At 59.2% G+C, this 15,561-nt stretch carries 12 protein-coding genes; 10 read left to right on the plus strand and 2 right to left on the minus strand.

The genetic code is table 11. The annotated features are described in order from the left end of the window. Positions 1-699 carry a bifunctional 2-polyprenyl-6-hydroxyphenol methylase/3-demethylubiquinol 3-O-methyltransferase UbiG gene (gene ubiG / locus CKW15_RS22720; protein ID WP_095056664.1) on the minus strand — a complete coding sequence of 233 codons (699 nt, stop codon included), beginning with the start codon at positions 697-699 and terminating at the stop codon, positions 1-3. Positions 700-757: 58 nt separating this feature from the next. Then, on the minus strand, positions 758-2,092 hold the full coding sequence (locus CKW15_RS22725; RefSeq protein WP_095056665.1) for a TRZ/ATZ family hydrolase: 1,335 nt from the start codon (positions 2,090-2,092) through the stop codon (positions 758-760). Positions 2,093-2,199: 107 nt separating this feature from the next. On the opposite strand from CKW15_RS22725, the gene mtnA reads away from it, so the two are divergent. From mtnA to ihfB, 10 genes are all read left to right on the plus strand, one after another. Then, positions 2,200-3,276, plus strand: coding sequence for an S-methyl-5-thioribose-1-phosphate isomerase (mtnA, locus tag CKW15_RS22730; RefSeq protein WP_095056666.1), 1,077 nt, complete (start codon positions 2,200-2,202; stop codon positions 3,274-3,276). Positions 3,277-3,701: 425 nt separating this feature from the next. Further along, positions 3,702-6,356 (plus strand): DNA gyrase subunit A, encoded by a 2,655-nt coding sequence (gyrA, locus tag CKW15_RS22735; RefSeq protein ID WP_095056667.1) that lies wholly within the window; start codon positions 3,702-3,704, stop codon positions 6,354-6,356. 221 nt (positions 6,357-6,577) lie between these two features. Beyond that, the gene (gene serC / locus CKW15_RS22740) at positions 6,578-7,663 is read left to right on the plus strand and encodes a 3-phosphoserine/phosphohydroxythreonine transaminase (RefSeq protein ID WP_095056668.1); all 1,086 of its coding nucleotides are present in this window, start codon (positions 6,578-6,580) and stop codon (positions 7,661-7,663) included. Next, a complete protein-coding gene (gene pheA, locus CKW15_RS22745) occupies positions 7,663-8,757 on the plus strand; it encodes a prephenate dehydratase (protein WP_027620100.1) in 1,095 nt (364 codons plus the stop codon). Before serC ends, pheA begins: the two co-directional genes overlap by 1 nt. Before the next feature lie 12 nt (positions 8,758-8,769). Further along, entirely contained in the window at positions 8,770-9,882 is a 1,113-nt protein-coding gene (gene hisC / locus CKW15_RS22750; RefSeq protein ID WP_095056669.1) for a histidinol-phosphate transaminase, read from the plus strand. 28 nt (positions 9,883-9,910) lie between these two features. After that, complete coding sequence (locus CKW15_RS22755) at positions 9,911-12,118, plus strand: bifunctional prephenate dehydrogenase/3-phosphoshikimate 1-carboxyvinyltransferase (RefSeq protein ID WP_256580294.1); 2,208 nt, start codon at positions 9,911-9,913, stop codon at positions 12,116-12,118. Beyond that, entirely contained in the window at positions 12,115-12,804 is a 690-nt protein-coding gene (gene cmk, locus CKW15_RS22760) for a (d)CMP kinase (protein ID WP_095056671.1), read from the plus strand. Before CKW15_RS22755 ends, cmk begins: the two co-directional genes overlap by 4 nt. Positions 12,805-12,924: 120 nt before the next feature. Then, entirely contained in the window at positions 12,925-14,622 is a 1,698-nt protein-coding gene (gene rpsA / locus CKW15_RS22765) for a 30S ribosomal protein S1 (protein WP_095056672.1), read from the plus strand. A 207-nt stretch (positions 14,623-14,829) separates the two neighbouring features. After that, positions 14,830-15,108, plus strand: a complete 279-nt coding sequence (locus CKW15_RS22770; protein ID WP_095152720.1) for a hypothetical protein — start codon at positions 14,830-14,832, stop codon at positions 15,106-15,108. Positions 15,109-15,259: 151 nt separating this feature from the next. Continuing rightward, positions 15,260-15,556: an integration host factor subunit beta gene (gene ihfB, locus CKW15_RS22775; RefSeq protein ID WP_003369729.1), complete on the plus strand. Its 297-nt coding sequence runs from the start codon at positions 15,260-15,262 to the stop codon at positions 15,554-15,556. Positions 15,557-15,561 lie beyond the last annotated feature (5 nt).

Consider the following 15,561-nt stretch of genomic DNA (forward strand, 5'->3'; position numbering starts at 1 on the left):
TTACTCCTCGCGCAGGGTCTGGATCATGTAGTTGACGTCCACGTCGGCCGCCAGTTTGTAATGCTTGGTCAGTGGGTTGTACGTCAGGCCGATGATGTCCTTGACGGTCAGGCCGGCCATGCGGCTCCAGGCGCCGAGCTCGGAAGGGCGGATGAATTTCTTGAAGTCGTGGGTGCCGCGCGGCAACAGCTTCATGATGTATTCGGCGCCGACGATGGCGAACAGGTACGCCTTCGGGTTGCGGTTGATGGTCGAGAAGAACACCTGGCCGCCGGGCTTGACCATGCGGAAGCAGGCGCGGATCACCGAAGATGGGTCCGGCACGTGTTCGAGCATTTCCAGGCAGGTGACCACGTCGAACTGCTCGGGCATTTCCTCGGCCAGGGCTTCAGCGGTGATCTGTCGGTATTCGACGCTCACGCCGGATTCCAGCTGATGCAAACGCGCGACCGCCAGCGGCGCTTCGCCCATGTCGATGCCCATTACGGTCGCGCCGCGCTGAGCCATGGCTTCGCTGAGGATACCGCCGCCACAACCGACGTCGAGGACTTTCTTGCCGGCCAGGTTGACCCGTTCGTCAATCCAGTTGACCCGCAGCGGGTTGATGTCGTGCAGCGGTTTGAATTCGCTCTCACGGTCCCACCAGCGATGGGCCAGGGCCTCGAATTTGGCGATTTCGGCGTAGTCGACGTTGCTCATGGTTTAAGTCCTCGAAAAACTTGAAAAATCCTGTTGCCCCGGGGTTGGTCCGGGGGGCTTACGATTCGGTACGGCCGCTGATGCGCTGGCCCCAGGCCTTGGCGGTGGCGCTGAGTTGCTGTTCATCCATGCGCGTCAGGCGACGGTCATCGAGCAATTGTTTGCCGGCGACCCAAAGGTGTTTCACGCAATCCCGGCCGGTGGCGTATATAAGCTGCGATACCGGGTCGTACACCGGTTGCTGGGCCAGGCCGGAAAGATCGAACGCCACGATGTCCGCAGCCTTGCCGATTTCCAGCGAGCCGACGTCGGCCTCGATCCCCAGCGCCCGGGCGCCGTTGAGGGTGGCCATGCGCAGGGCGCGGTGGGCGTCCAGTGCCGTGGCGGAACCGGCGACGGCCTTGGCCAGCAGGGCAGCGGTGCGGGTTTCCCCCAGCAGGTCGAGGTCATTGTTGCTGGCCGCACCATCAGTGCCAACCGCGACATTGACCCCGGCCTGCCACATACGCTCGACCGGACAGAAACCGCTGGCGAGCTTCAGGTTCGACTCCGGGCAATGAATCACATGGGTGTTGCTTTCTACCAGCAGCGCCAGGTCTTCTTCGCTGACCTGGGTCATATGAACCGCCTGGAAGCGCGGCCCCAGCAGGCCAAGGCGCGCAAGACGGGCCAACGGACGTTCGCCGCGTTGTTCGACCGACTGCTGCACTTCGAATGCGGTTTCGTGCACGTGCATATGGATCGACGCGTCTAGCTCTTCGGCGATCACACGGATTTTTTCCAGGTTCTCATCGCCCACGGTGTAAGGCGCGTGGGGGCCGAAGGTGATCTTGATGCGTTCGTGATGCTTGAGATCGCCGAACAACTCGACGCCCTGACGAATGGCTTCGTCCGCGCTGCTGGCGCCCGGGATCGGGAAGTCGAGGATCGGAATGGCGATCTGCGCACGGATGCCGGCGTTGTGCACGCGTTCGCTGGCGATCTTCGGGAAAAAATACATGTCGGAAAAGCAGGTGATACCGCCCTTGAGCTGCTCGGCGATGGCCAGGTCCGTGCCATCGCGCACGAAATCCTCGTCGACCCATTTGGCTTCAGCGGGCCAGATATGGTTTTCCAGCCAGGTCATCAGCGGCAGGTCATCGGCCAGCCCGCGGAACAGGCTCATCGCCGCGTGACCATGGGCGTTGATCAGGCCGGGGCTGAGCAGCACGTCAGGCAATTCGCGAATTTCGGTTGCGTTAAGCTTCAGGGCAGCGGAACGTGGGCCGATAAACACGATGCGTCCATCACGGATGCCCACGCCATGTTCTTTGAGGACAACACCAGCGGGTTCGACGGGTACCAGCCAGGTCGGCAGTAATAACAGGTCGAGCGCAGCGGCAGTGTTCGGCATCGAAGGTTGGTTCCAGTGCTTTTGTAAAGGATGGCGAAGTATACCCGAGCGTCTTCGCGGGGGGCTCGCTATAATCGGCGGCTTTGTTACTGAGTACGGGGTGTGGGATGCGCGATCGACTGTTGGCTGCGGAAAAGGTTAAGGCCATCGATTGGCGTGATGGTGCCCTGTATCTGCTGGATCAGCGTATTTTGCCGTTCGAGGAAACCTGGATTGCCTACACCAGCGCAGCCGGCGTGGCAGAGGCCATTCGCTCGATGGTGGTGCGTGGCGCCCCGGCCATTGGTATCAGTGCGGCTTACGGCATTGTGCTGGCAGCCCGTGAGCGAATTGCCGAGGGTGGCGACTGGTACGCGGCGCTGGAAGAGGATTTCGCGCTGCTGGCCGATTCCCGTCCGACAGCAGTCAACCTGTTCTGGGCGCTAGGCCGCATGCACGACCGACTTGATCGCCTGAAAGAAAATGCCGATCCGCTGACGGCGCTGGAGGCCGAGGCTATCGCCATTCACGAAAGTGATCGCGAAGCCAACCTGACCATGGCGCAGTTGGGTGTCGACCTGATCCGCAAACACCAGGGCAATGCCCAGACCATTCTGACCCACTGCAATACCGGCGCACTGGCCACCGGCGGCTTCGGTACGGCGCTGGGGGTGATCCGCGGTGCGTTCATCGAGGGCATGATCGAGCGCGTGTACGCCGACGAGACCCGTCCATGGCTGCAGGGTTCGCGGTTGACCGCGTGGGAACTGGCCAACGAGGGCATTCCCGTGACCCTCAATGCCGACTCCGCTGCCGCCCACATCATGAAGACCAAGGGCATTACCTGGGTGATCGTCGGCGCTGACCGGATCACCGCCAATGGCGACGTGGCGAACAAAATCGGCACCTATCAATTGGCAGTCAACGCCATGCACCACGGCGTGCGCTTCATGGTTGTCGCGCCGAGCTCGACCATCGACATGCACCTGGCCAGTGGCGACGACATCCCGATTGAAGAGCGTGATGGTCGCGAACTGCTGGACGTTGGCGGCAAGCGAGTCGGGGCGGATGTCGATGCGTTCAATCCCGTGTTTGACGTGACCCCGGCGGACCTGATTGATGCGATCGTCACCGAAAAAGGCATCGTCGAGCGCCCGGACACTGCGAAAATGGCGCAGTTGATGTGCCGTAAGCGTCTGCATTAAAGGGATGTTGTGTCTGAAAGGTCCCCATCGCTGGCAAGCCAGCTCCCACAGGTTTTGCGCCCGCCACTAATCCTGTAGGAGCTGGCTTGCCAGCGATGGGGCCTTAAAAGTCAATAAACATCCGCAAGCCAAGCCTCATATCTGCATTCAAAGAAGCTCTAAGCTTCTCTCGTCCCCTTCAAGCCTGTCACCGGTCAACTAACTACTCTCCATGCGCGTCAGGGGGATAGGTGCGTGGCGGCTCTTGTGATAACATCCGGCGGTTTCCAGGGTTGCCCGAAGTGGCAACCTGTACTGCGCAGATCCATGGCATAACTCGTTGATTTGTCGTAAGTCGGTGCATGGCACTCAGCCTGTAGCGACGAGCTTCGTTGGTCCCATATGGATATGACGAAGTTTCACCAGAAAAAGGAATCAGGCTTCTCATGGGCGAACTGGCCAAAGAAATCCTCCCGGTCAATATCGAAGACGAGCTGAAGCAGTCCTACCTCGACTACGCGATGAGCGTAATTGTCGGGCGGGCACTGCCGGATGCGCGCGATGGCTTGAAGCCCGTGCACCGGCGTGTGCTGTTCGCGATGAGCGAGCTGGGCAACGACTTCAACAAGCCGTACAAGAAATCTGCCCGTGTTGTCGGTGACGTGATCGGTAAGTATCACCCGCACGGTGATACCGCGGTGTACGACACCATCGTTCGGATGGCGCAGCCATTCTCTTTGCGCTACCTGCTGGTAGACGGTCAGGGCAACTTCGGTTCCGTGGACGGCGACAACGCCGCGGCCATGCGATACACCGAAGTGCGCATGACCAAGTTGGCGCACGAACTGCTGGCTGACCTGCATAAAGAAACCGTGGACTGGGTGCCGAACTACGACGGCACCGAAATGATCCCGGCGGTCATGCCAACCCGTATTCCCAACTTGCTCGTCAACGGCTCCAGCGGTATCGCCGTGGGCATGGCGACCAACATTCCGCCGCACAACCTCGGTGAAGTCATCGACGGTTGCCTGGCGCTCATCGACAATCCCGAGCTGACTGTCGACGAGCTGATGCAATACATCCCGGGTCCGGACTTCCCGACCGCGGCGATCATCAACGGTCGTGCCGGCATCATCGAAGCCTACCGCACCGGTCGTGGCCGCATTTACATGCGCGCCCGCTCGATGATCGAAGACATCGACAAGGTCGGTGGCCGCCAGCAGATCGTCATCACCGAACTCCCATACCAGCTGAACAAGGCGCGTCTGATCGAGAAGATCGCCGAGCTGGTTAAAGAGAAGAAGCTGGAAGGCATCACCGAACTGCGCGACGAGTCCGACAAGGACGGTATGCGCGTCGTGATCGAGCTGCGTCGCGGCGAAGTGCCTGAGGTCATCCTCAACAATCTCTACGCCCAGACCCAGCTGCAAGCAGTATTCGGTATCAACATCGTTGCGCTGATCGATGGCCGTCCGCGGATCCTGAACCTCAAGGACCTGCTGGAAGCGTTCGTTCGCCACCGTCGCGAAGTCGTTACCCGCCGTACCGTGTTCGAGCTGCGTAAAGCCCGCGAACGTGGCCACATTCTTGAAGGTCAAGCGGTTGCCCTGTCGAACATCGACCCGGTCATCGCCCTGATCAAGGCCTCGCCAACCCCGTCGGAAGCCAAGGAAGCGCTGATCAGCACGGCCTGGGAATCCTCCGCCGTAGTGGCGATGGTCGAGCGTGCCGGTGCCGATTCTTGCCGTCCGGAGACCCTGGACCCGCAATACGGTCTGCGCGAGGGCAAGTACTTCCTATCCCCGGAACAGGCACAAGCCATTCTGGAACTGCGTCTGCACCGTCTGACCGGTCTGGAACACGAAAAGCTGCTGGCCGAGTATCAAGAGATCCTCAACCAGATCGGCGAACTGATCCGCATCCTCAGCAGCGCCACGCGCCTGATGGAAGTGATCCGCGAAGAGCTGGAAGTGATCCGCGCCGAGTACGGCGACGTGCGTCGCACCGAGATTCTCGATGCGCGTCTGGACCTGACCCTGGGTGACATGATCCCGGAAGAAGAGCGCGTCGTGACCATTTCCCACGGTGGCTACGCCAAGACCCAGCCATTGGCTGCGTACCAGGCTCAGCGTCGTGGCGGTAAAGGCAAATCGGCTACCGGTGTGAAGGATGAGGACTACATTGCTCACCTGCTGGTCGCCAACAGCCACACCACGCTGCTGCTGTTCTCCAGCAAAGGCAAAGTGTACTGGCTGAAAACCTACGAAATTCCGGAAGCGTCCCGCGCTGCCCGTGGTCGTCCGCTGGTCAACCTGCTGCCGCTGGACAGTGATGAATACATCACCACCATGCTGCCGGTCGAGGAATACACCGAAGGTCACTTCATCTTCATGGCCACTGCCAAAGGCACTGTGAAGAAGACCCCGCTGGAATCCTTCAGCCGTCAACGCAGCGTCGGTCTGATCGCGCTGGAACTGGACGAAGGCGACGTACTGATCTCTGCCGCCATTACCGATGGCGAGCGCGAAGTCATGCTGTTCTCCGATGGCGGCAAGGTTACCCGTTTCAAGGAAACTGACGTTCGCGCCATGGGCCGTACCGCTCGCGGTGTCCGCGGCATGCGTCTGCCAGAAGGCCAGAAGCTGATTTCCATGCTGATCCCGGAAGAAGGCAGCCAGATCCTCACCGCTTCGGCGCGTGGCTTCGGCAAGCGCACCGCGATCACCGAGTTCCCTGAGTACAAACGTGGCGGTCAAGGCGTTATCGCCATGGTCAGCAACGACCGTAACGGCCGTCTGGTCGGCGCGGTCCAGGTGCTTGATGGCGAAGAAATCATGCTGATTTCCGACCAGGGCACGCTGGTACGTACCCGTGTCGACGAAGTGTCCAGCCTGGGTCGTAACACCCAGGGCGTGACCCTGATCAAACTGGCCAGCGACGAAACGCTGGTCGGGCTGGAACGGGTTCAGGAACCGTCGGAAGTCGAAGGCGAAGAGCTGGAAGGCGAAGAGGGTGCCGTGTTCGAGGGTGAAGTTGTGATCGACGACGCTGTCGAAGACCAACAGCTCGACGCCGCCGCTGACGAAGAACCACAAGAGTAAGCGGGTAAACAGGGGGCGGATGAAAATTCGCCCCCTTCTTGTTTCTCCCGTTTGAATGTAGGACCTGTAGGAGCTGTCGAGTGAAACGAGGCTGCGATCTTTTGATCTTGCTTCATGGGGATCGGGAAAGATCGCAGCCTCGTTTCACTCGACAGCTCCTACAGGGTTTCAGTGTTTACAGATTTATTGCGTGATACCACCAAATCAGAGCGAGATTGGATGTGAGCAAGAGAGCCTATAACTTCTGTGCCGGTCCTGCGGCGCTTCCCGAAGCTGTCCTGAAGCGCGCCCAGGGTGAACTCCTTGACTGGCACGGCAAGGGCCTGTCGGTCATGGAAATGAGCCATCGCAGTGATGAGTTCGTGTCCATCGCCACCAAGGCCGAGCAGGATCTGCGTGATCTGCTGAATATCCCCTCGAACTATAAAGTGCTGTTCCTGCAAGGTGGCGCCAGCCAGCAGTTCGCTCAGATCCCTCTGAACCTGCTGCCGGAAAACGGCTCTGCCGACTATATCGACACCGGTATCTGGTCGCAGAAAGCGATCGAAGAAGCTTCGCGCTTCGGCAATGTCAATGTGGCTGCCACCGCCAAGCCTTACGACTATTTCGCCATTCCCGGCCAGAACGAATGGAAGCTGTCGAAAGACGCGGCCTACGTTCATTACGCGCCGAACGAAACCATCGGCGGCCTGGAATTCCAGTGGATCCCGGAAACCGGCGACGTTCCGCTGGTAGCCGACATGTCTTCGGACATCCTGTCGCGCCCGGTGGATGTTTCGCGTTTCGGCATGATCTACGCCGGCGCCCAGAAAAACATCGGCCCGAGCGGCATCGTGGTCAACATCGTTCGCGAAGACCTGCTGGGTCACGCGCGTTCCATCTGCCCGACCATGCTCAACTACAAGGTCGCGGCCGATAACGGCTCGATGTACAACACGCCGCCGACCCTGGCCTGGTACCTGTCCGGCCTGGTGTTCGAATGGCTGAAGGAGCAGGGTGGTGTCGAAGCCATCGGCAAGCTCAATGAAGTGAAAAAGCGCACGCTTTACGACTTCATTGACGCCAGCGGCCTCTACAGCAACCCGATCAATGAGCCGGACCGTTCGTGGATGAACGTGCCGTTCCGCCTCGCGGACGACCGTCTGGACAAGCCGTTCCTGGCCGGTGCCGACGAGCGCGGACTGCTGAACCTCAAGGGTCACCGCTCCGTGGGTGGCATGCGCGCCTCCATCTATAACGCCGTCGACATCGTTGCGGTCAACGCACTGGTTTCGTACATGGCAGAGTTCGAGAAGGAACATGGCTAATGTCTGAGCAAGAACTCAAGGCACTGCGCGTTCGCATTGATGCTCTGGACACCAAAGTCCTGGAGCTGATCAGTGAGCGCGCACGCTGCGCCCAGGAAGTTGCGCGGGTAAAGATGGCCTCGCTGGCCGAAGGCGAAGTGCCGGTGTTCTATCGTCCTGAGCGTGAAGCTCAGGTGCTCAAACGAGTTATGGAGCGCAATCAGGGGCCGTTGGGCAACGAAGAGATGGCGCGGCTGTTCCGCGAAATCATGTCTTCGTGCCTGGCGCTCGAGCAGCCGCTGAAAGTGGCGTACCTCGGTCCTGAAGGCACCTTTACCCAAGCGGCGGCCATGAAGCATTTCGGTCACGCCGTGATCAGCAAGCCGATGGCGGCGATCGACGAAGTGTTCCGCGAAGTGGCGGCCGGTGCGGTGAATTTTGGTGTGGTCCCGGTGGAAAACTCCACCGAAGGCGCGGTCAACCACACCCTCGACAGCTTCCTCGAGCATGACATGGTGATCTGCGGCGAAGTCGAGTTGCGCATCCACCATCACCTGTTGGTGGGCGAAAACACCAAGACCGACAGCATCAGCCGCATCTATTCCCACGCCCAGTCCCTGGCCCAGTGCCGCAAATGGCTGGACGCCCATTACCCGAATGTCGAGCGCGTGGCGGTGTCCAGCAACGCCGAAGCGGCCAAGCGGGTCAAAGGTGAGTGGAACTCGGCGGCGATTGCCGGCGATATGGCGGCGGGCCTGTACGGTCTGACCCGATTGGCCGAGAAGATCGAGGATCGCCCGGACAACTCCACACGCTTCCTGATGATCGGTAATCAGGAAGTGCCACCGACCGGCGACGACAAAACGTCCATCATCGTTTCGATGAGCAACAAGCCGGGCGCGTTGCACGAGTTGCTGGTGCCATTCCACGATAACGGTATCGATCTGACGCGGATCGAGACTCGTCCTTCGCGCAGCGGTAAATGGACCTACGTGTTCTTCATCGACTTCGTCGGCCACCACCGCGACCCGCTGGTCAAAGGTGTGCTGGAAAAGATCAGTCAGGAAGCAGTGGCACTCAAAGTGCTGGGTTCCTACCCGAAAGCAGTTCTCTAAGGGGCGGTAGCAATGAGTGGCAATTTCCTCGCTCTGGCACAGCCGGGCGTGCAACAACTTTCGCCTTACGTTCCGGGCAAACCCGTGGACGAACTGGCGCGTGAGCTGGATCTCGATCCGGCCAGCATCGTCAAACTGGCGAGCAACGAAAACCCGTTGGGTGCCAGCCCCAAGGCATTGGCAGCCATTCGCGAAGAGCTGGCCGAGCTGACCCGCTATCCGGACGGCAATGGTTTTGCGCTCAAGACCTTGTTGGCTGAACAGTGCCGCGTCGAGCTGAACCAGGTGACCCTGGGTAACGGTTCCAACGACATTCTCGAGCTGGTCGCGCGCGCCTACCTGGCGCCGGGCCTGAATGCCGTGTTCAGTGAACACGCATTCGCGGTTTATCCGATCGCGACTCAGGCTGTAGGCGCTCAAGCCAAAGTGATTCCGGCCAAGGAGTGGGGGCATGATTTGCCTGCCATGTTGGCGGCGATCGATGCCGAAACCCGCGTAGTCTTCATTGCCAACCCGAACAACCCGACCGGGACCTGGTTTGGCGCCGAGGCGCTGGACGAATTCCTGCAGGACGTGCCGGAACATGTGCTGGTGGTGCTGGATGAGGCCTACATCGAGTACGCCGAAGGCAGCGACCTGCCGGACGGTCTCGACTTCCTGGCGGCCTATCCAAACCTGCTGGTTTCGCGCACGTTCTCCAAGGCATACGGCCTGGCTGCGCTGCGTGTGGGTTACGGCTTGTCCACCGCTGTGGTCGCCGATGTATTGAATCGCGTGCGTCAGCCATTCAACGTCAACAGCTTGGCCCAGGCCGCTGCTTGTGCGGCGTTGAAGGACGATCAGTACCTGGCGGAAAGCCGTCGCCTCAACGAATCCGGCATGCAGCAACTGGAAGCAGGTTTTCGCGAGCTGGGGCTGGGCTGGATTCCGTCCAAGGGCAATTTCATTTGCGTGGATCTGGCGCGTGAGGCGGCTCCGGTCTTCCAGGGCTTGCTGCGCGAAGGCGTGATCGTGCGTCCGGTGGCCAACTACGGCATGCCGAACCATTTGCGCGTCACCATTGGTTTGCCGGCGGAAAACAGCCGCTTCCTTGACGCGCTGACCAAGGTTCTGGCTCGTGGTTGATGTCACAGCACCGCAATCTGCTGAACCTATGATCGGGCGCCTGGTGGTGGTCGGTCTGGGGTTGATCGGCGGTTCGTTTGCCAAGGGGCTGCGTGAAAGTGGCCTGTGCCGCGAAGTGGTGGGGGTCGATCTCGATCCGCAGTCGCGCCTGTTGGCTGTTGAGCTGGGTGTGGTGGATCGCTGCGAAGAAGATCTGGCTGTTGCTTGTCAGGGCGCCGATGTCATTCAGTTGGCGGTGCCGATTCTGGCCATGGAAAAAATGCTTGGCCGGTTGGCTGGCATGGATCTGGGTAAGGCGGTTTTGACCGACGTCGGCAGCGCCAAGGGTAATGTTGTGCGCGCAGCGACTGAGGCATTTGGCGGCATGCCGGCGAACTTCGTGCCCGGGCATCCGATTGCCGGTTCCGAGCAGAGCGGGGTGGAAGCCTCCAATGCCGAGTTGTTCCGTCGCCATAAAGTCATTCTGACGCCACTGGATCAAACCGATCCGGCAGCGTTGGCGGTGGTCGACCGCTTGTGGCGCGAGCTGGGTGCCGATGTCGAACACATGCAGGTCGAACGTCACGACGAAGTCCTCGCGGCGACCAGTCATCTGCCGCACTTGCTGGCGTTCGGTTTGGTCGATTCACTGGCCAAGCGCAATGAAAATCTTGAGATCTTCCGTTACGCTGCGGGCGGTTTCCGCGATTTCACAAGAATCGCCGGAAGCGACCCGGTCATGTGGCACGACATCTTCCTCGCCAACCGCGAAGCTGTCCTGCGCACACTCGATACATTTCGCAGCGACCTCGACGCCTTGCGCGACGCGGTCGATGCAGGGGATGGGCACCAATTATTGGGCGTTTTCACTCGCGCCCGGGTTGCCCGCGAGCATTTCAGTAAAATCCTGGCCCGCAGGGCCTATGTGGACGCTATGAATTCCAACGATCTGATTTTCCTGGCTCAACCTGGTGGCCGCCTGTCCGGTCGGATTCGCGTACCAGGTGACAAATCGATTTCCCACCGTTCGATCATGCTTGGCTCCCTGGCTGAAGGCGTCACCGAAGTCGAAGGTTTCCTTGAGGGCGAAGACGCCCTGGCGACCTTGCAGGCGTTTCGTGACATGGGCGTCGTGATCGAAGGTCCGCACCACGGTCGCGTGACCATTCACGGTGTCGGCCTGCATGGCCTGAAGCCTGCGCCGGGCCCGATCTATCTGGGCAACTCCGGCACTTCGATGCGTCTGCTGTCCGGCCTGCTGGCTGCGCAGAGCTTCGACAGCACCCTGACCGGCGACGCCTCGCTGTCCAAGCGCCCGATGAATCGCGTGGCCAATCCACTGCGTGAAATGGGTGCGGTGATCGAGACCGCCGCTGAAGGTCGTCCACCGATGATCATTCGTGGTGGTCACAAGCTCAAAGGCCTGACCTACACCATGCCGATGGCCAGTGCTCAGGTTAAATCCTGCCTGCTATTGGCCGGTCTGTATGCCGAAGGCAAAACCACTGTGACCGAGCCTGCGCCGACCCGCGATCACACCGAACGCATGCTGCGTGGCTTCGGTTACCCGGTCAGCGTCGACGGTGCAACCGCGTCGGTCGAATCCGGCAACAAACTGACGGCCACTCATATCGAAGTGCCGGGCGACATCTCTTCGTCGGCTTTCTTCCTGGTGGCTGCATCGATCGCCGAAGGTTCGGAGCTGGTGCTGGAGCACGTCGGCATCAACCCGACCCGCACTGGTGTCATCGACATCCTGCGTCTGATGGGCGCCGACATCACGCTGGAAAACCAGCGTGAAGTGGGTGGCGAACCGGTAGCCGACCTGCGCGTACGGGCAGCTAAACTCAAGGGTATCGAGATTCCCGAAGCGCTGGTGCCCTTGGCGATCGACGAATTCCCGGTGCTGTTCGTGGCGGCAGCCTGCGCCGAAGGGCGTACCGTGCTGACCGGCGCAGAAGAGCTGCGGGTCAAGGAGTCGGACCGTATCCAGGTCATGGCCGATGGCTTGCTGGCGCTGGGCGTCAAGTGCGAGCCGACCCCGGATGGCATCATCATTGACGGTGGCTCGATCGGCGGCGGCGAAGTGCATGGTCACGGCGACCACCGGATTGCGATGGCCTTCAGCGTTGCTTCGCTGCGCGCTACAGCCCCGATCCGCATCCATGATTGCGCCAACGTCGCGACCTCGTTCCCCAACTTCCTCGCGCTGTGCGCGCAGGTCGGCATCCGCGTTGCGCAAGAGGCACAGTCGTGATCAGCATTGCACCGGTCATCACCATCGATGGGCCAAGCGGTTCGGGCAAAGGCACGGTAGCCGGGATTCTGGCCAAACGTCTGGGCTGGAATCTGCTGGACTCCGGTGCGTTGTACCGACTGCTGGCGTTCGCTGCCCATAACCATGGCGTCGATCTGACCAACGAAGAATTGCTGAAGAAACTTGCCGCTCATCTGGATGTTCAGTTCATTGCAGCGACCGAAGGTCAGTTGCAGCGAATCATTCTGGAAGGCGATGAAGTCAGCGACGTCATTCGCACCGAAAGCGTCGGCTCCGGTGCCTCCCAAGTGGCTGCGCTGCCGGCTGTACGTGAGGCGCTGCTGCAGCGCCAACGTGCTTTTCAGGAAGCGCCGGGCCTGGTGGCGGATGGTCGCGACATGGGAACGGTGGTTTTTCCGGACGCACCGCTGAAGATTTTCCTGACCGCCAGTGCCGAGGAGCGGGCACGCCGTCGATATTTGCAGTTGAAGGGCAAAGTCGAGGGTGTTAGTCTGTCGAGTCTGCTAGATGAGATACGTGCACGCGATGAGCGTGACACCCAGCGAGCGGTAGCCCCGCTCAAACCGGCGGCTGACGCCATACAGCTGGATTCCACGGAATTGTCCATCGAACAGGTGCTGGAACGCATCATGAGCGAGATCGCCATTCGCGATATCGCCGGGTGACCAAGAGGGCCGCAGGGGACCAGTCATAGTCCTGCGGTGGCTTCTTTTAAATGAAACTAACCCACACCGTCTGGGGTGTGGAGATGGGCGTTTTCTTCGCCCTCATCAACAGGAATTAAAATGAGCGAAAGCTTTGCGGAACTCTTTGAAGAAAGCCTAAAAACCCTGAACCTTCAGGCAGGCTCCATCATCACCGGTGTTATCGTTGATATCGATTACCAAGCTCGCTGGGTAACCGTTCACGCTGGCCTGAAGTCTGAAGCACTCATCCCGCTTGAGCAGTTCTACAACGACGCTGGCGAACTGAACATCAACGTCGGTGACGAAGTTCACGTTGCTCTGGACTCGGTTGAAGACGGCTTTGGTGAAACCAAGCTGTCCCGTGAAAAAGCCAAGCGCGCTGAATGCTGGATTGTTCTGGAAGCAGCCTTCGCAGCCGAAGAAGTGGTCAAGGGCGTTATCAACGGTAAGGTTAAAGGCGGCTTCACTGTCGACGTTAACGGCATCCGTGCGTTCCTGCCAGGTTCTCTGGTTGACGTCCGTCCAGTGCGCGACACCACGCACCTGGAAGGCAAAGAGCTGGAATTCAAGGTCATCAAGCTGGACCAGAAGCGCAACAACGTTGTCGTTTCCCGTCGTAGCGTCCTGGAAGCCGAGAACTCCGCCGAGCGCGAAGCTCTGCTGGAATCCCTGCAGGAAGGCCAACAAGTCAAAGGTATCGTCAAGAACCTCACCGATTACGGCGCATTCGTCGATCTGGGTGGCGTCGATGGCCTGCTGCACATTACCGACATGGCTTGGAAGCGTATCAAGCATCCTTCCGAAATCGTCAACGTTGGCGACGAGATCGATGTCAAGGTTCTGAAGTACGATCGCGAGCGCAATCGTGTTTCCCTGGGCCTGAAGCAACTGGGCGAAGATCCATGGGTTGCTATCAAAGCCCGTTACCCAGAAAGCACTCGCGTTACCGCGCGTGTAACCAACCTGACCGACTACGGCTGCTTCGCTGAGCTGGAAGAAGGCGTTGAAGGTCTGGTACACGTTTCCGAAATGGACTGGACCAACAAGAACATCCACCCTTCGAAAGTCGTACAAGTCGGCGACGAAGTGGAAGTTATGGTTCTGGACATCGACGAAGAGCGTCGTCGTATCTCCCTGGGCATCAAGCAGTGCAAATCTAACCCATGGGAAGATTTCTCTGGCCAGTTCAACAAGGGCGATAAAATCTCCGGCACCATCAAGTCGATCACCGATTTCGGTATCTTCATTGGTCTGGACGGCGGCATCGACGGCCTGGTTCACCTGTCCGACATCTCCTGGAACGAAGTGGGCGAAGAAGCCGTACGCCGTTTCAAGAAGGGCGACGAGCTGGACACCGTTATCCTGTCGGTTGACCCAGAGCGCGAGCGCATCTCCCTGGGTATCAAGCAACTGGAAAGCGATCCGTTCTCCGAGTACGTTCAAGAGAACGACAAAGGCGCCATCGTTAAAGGCATCGTGAAGGAAGTTGACGCTAAAGGCGCCATCATCACTCTGGCCGACGATATCGAAGCGACTCTGAAAGCCTCCGAAATCAGCCGTGACCGCGTTGAAGACGCGCGCAACGTTCTGAAAGAAGGCGAAGAAGTAGAAGCCAAGATCATCAGCGTTGACCGCAAGAGCCGCGTAATCCAGCTCTCGATCAAGTCGAAAGACGTTGAAGACGAGAAAGAAGCTATCCAGAGCCTGCGCGACAAGCCAGCAACTGGTAGCGACGCTCCAGTAGCCACCACTCTGGGTGACCTGCTGCGTGCTGCACAAGCGGAAAAACAGAACTAAGTTCTGACTTTCTGTAAAAAAGGGCGACTTCGGTCGCCCTTTTTTTGTGCCTGAAATTTGATAGGTCCACCGATCGTGGGGGTTGATATGAAACCCTTGTGCTCGCTCATGGTCTTTTTCTTTAGTCGGATCAATCGCTTATTTGCAGTTAGTCTATAGTTTATGTCGCCGCCCCCTTCCGGTCGGCTGCCTGACGTAAGGAAGTGAATGAACAAGCTCGTTGTCGCGATAGCGGTACTGGCGTTGGCAGGCTGTACCACAAACGCCAAAACTCACGCGGTGCGTGGTGTCAGTGGTATTGAAGTCGATTGTTCGGGCTTGGGGTCGGAGTGGGAGCGGTGTGAAAAGCGTGCGGCGAAGGAGTGCAAGGGGGCGGGTTATCAGGTTGTCGCCAGATCAGATGATGTCAAGGAAGAAGAGGTTTTCCCCTTTGGGTTTAATCCTGCGGGTTTTCTGACTCGCACGATGTTGGTGATTTGCAGGTGAGTGTGCGGCCTTGCTCCATCTTGCCGAACCTTCGAGGTGAGCGCTTTGGTATCGGTAGAAGGGTGATAAAACTCGGGCTGTTCAAAATGATGCAGGCATGCTAAAACCTTTGAAGCGCTTTTCCTAGCTGCTTGAAAAAGAAGGGAAAAATATGACGAAGTCGGAGTTGATCGAACGAATTGTCACCCATCAAGGGCTGCTCTCATCCAAGGATGTGGAGCTGGCTATCAAGACCATGCTTGAGCAAATGTCCCAATGTCTGGCCACCGGTGATCGCATCGAGATCCGTGGATTTGGCAGCTTCTCCCTGCACTACCGCGCGCCGCGCGTAGGCCGCAATCCAAAAACCGGTCAGTCCGTCAGCCTCGACGGCAAGTTCGTTCCGCATTTCAAGCCGGGCAAGGAACTGCGTGATCGGGTGAATGAGGATGAGGAGGAGGGGCTTTGACAGTC

Source organism: Pseudomonas sp. Irchel s3b5 (genome assembly GCF_900187435.1).
Taxonomy (GTDB): domain Bacteria; phylum Pseudomonadota; class Gammaproteobacteria; order Pseudomonadales; family Pseudomonadaceae; genus Aquipseudomonas.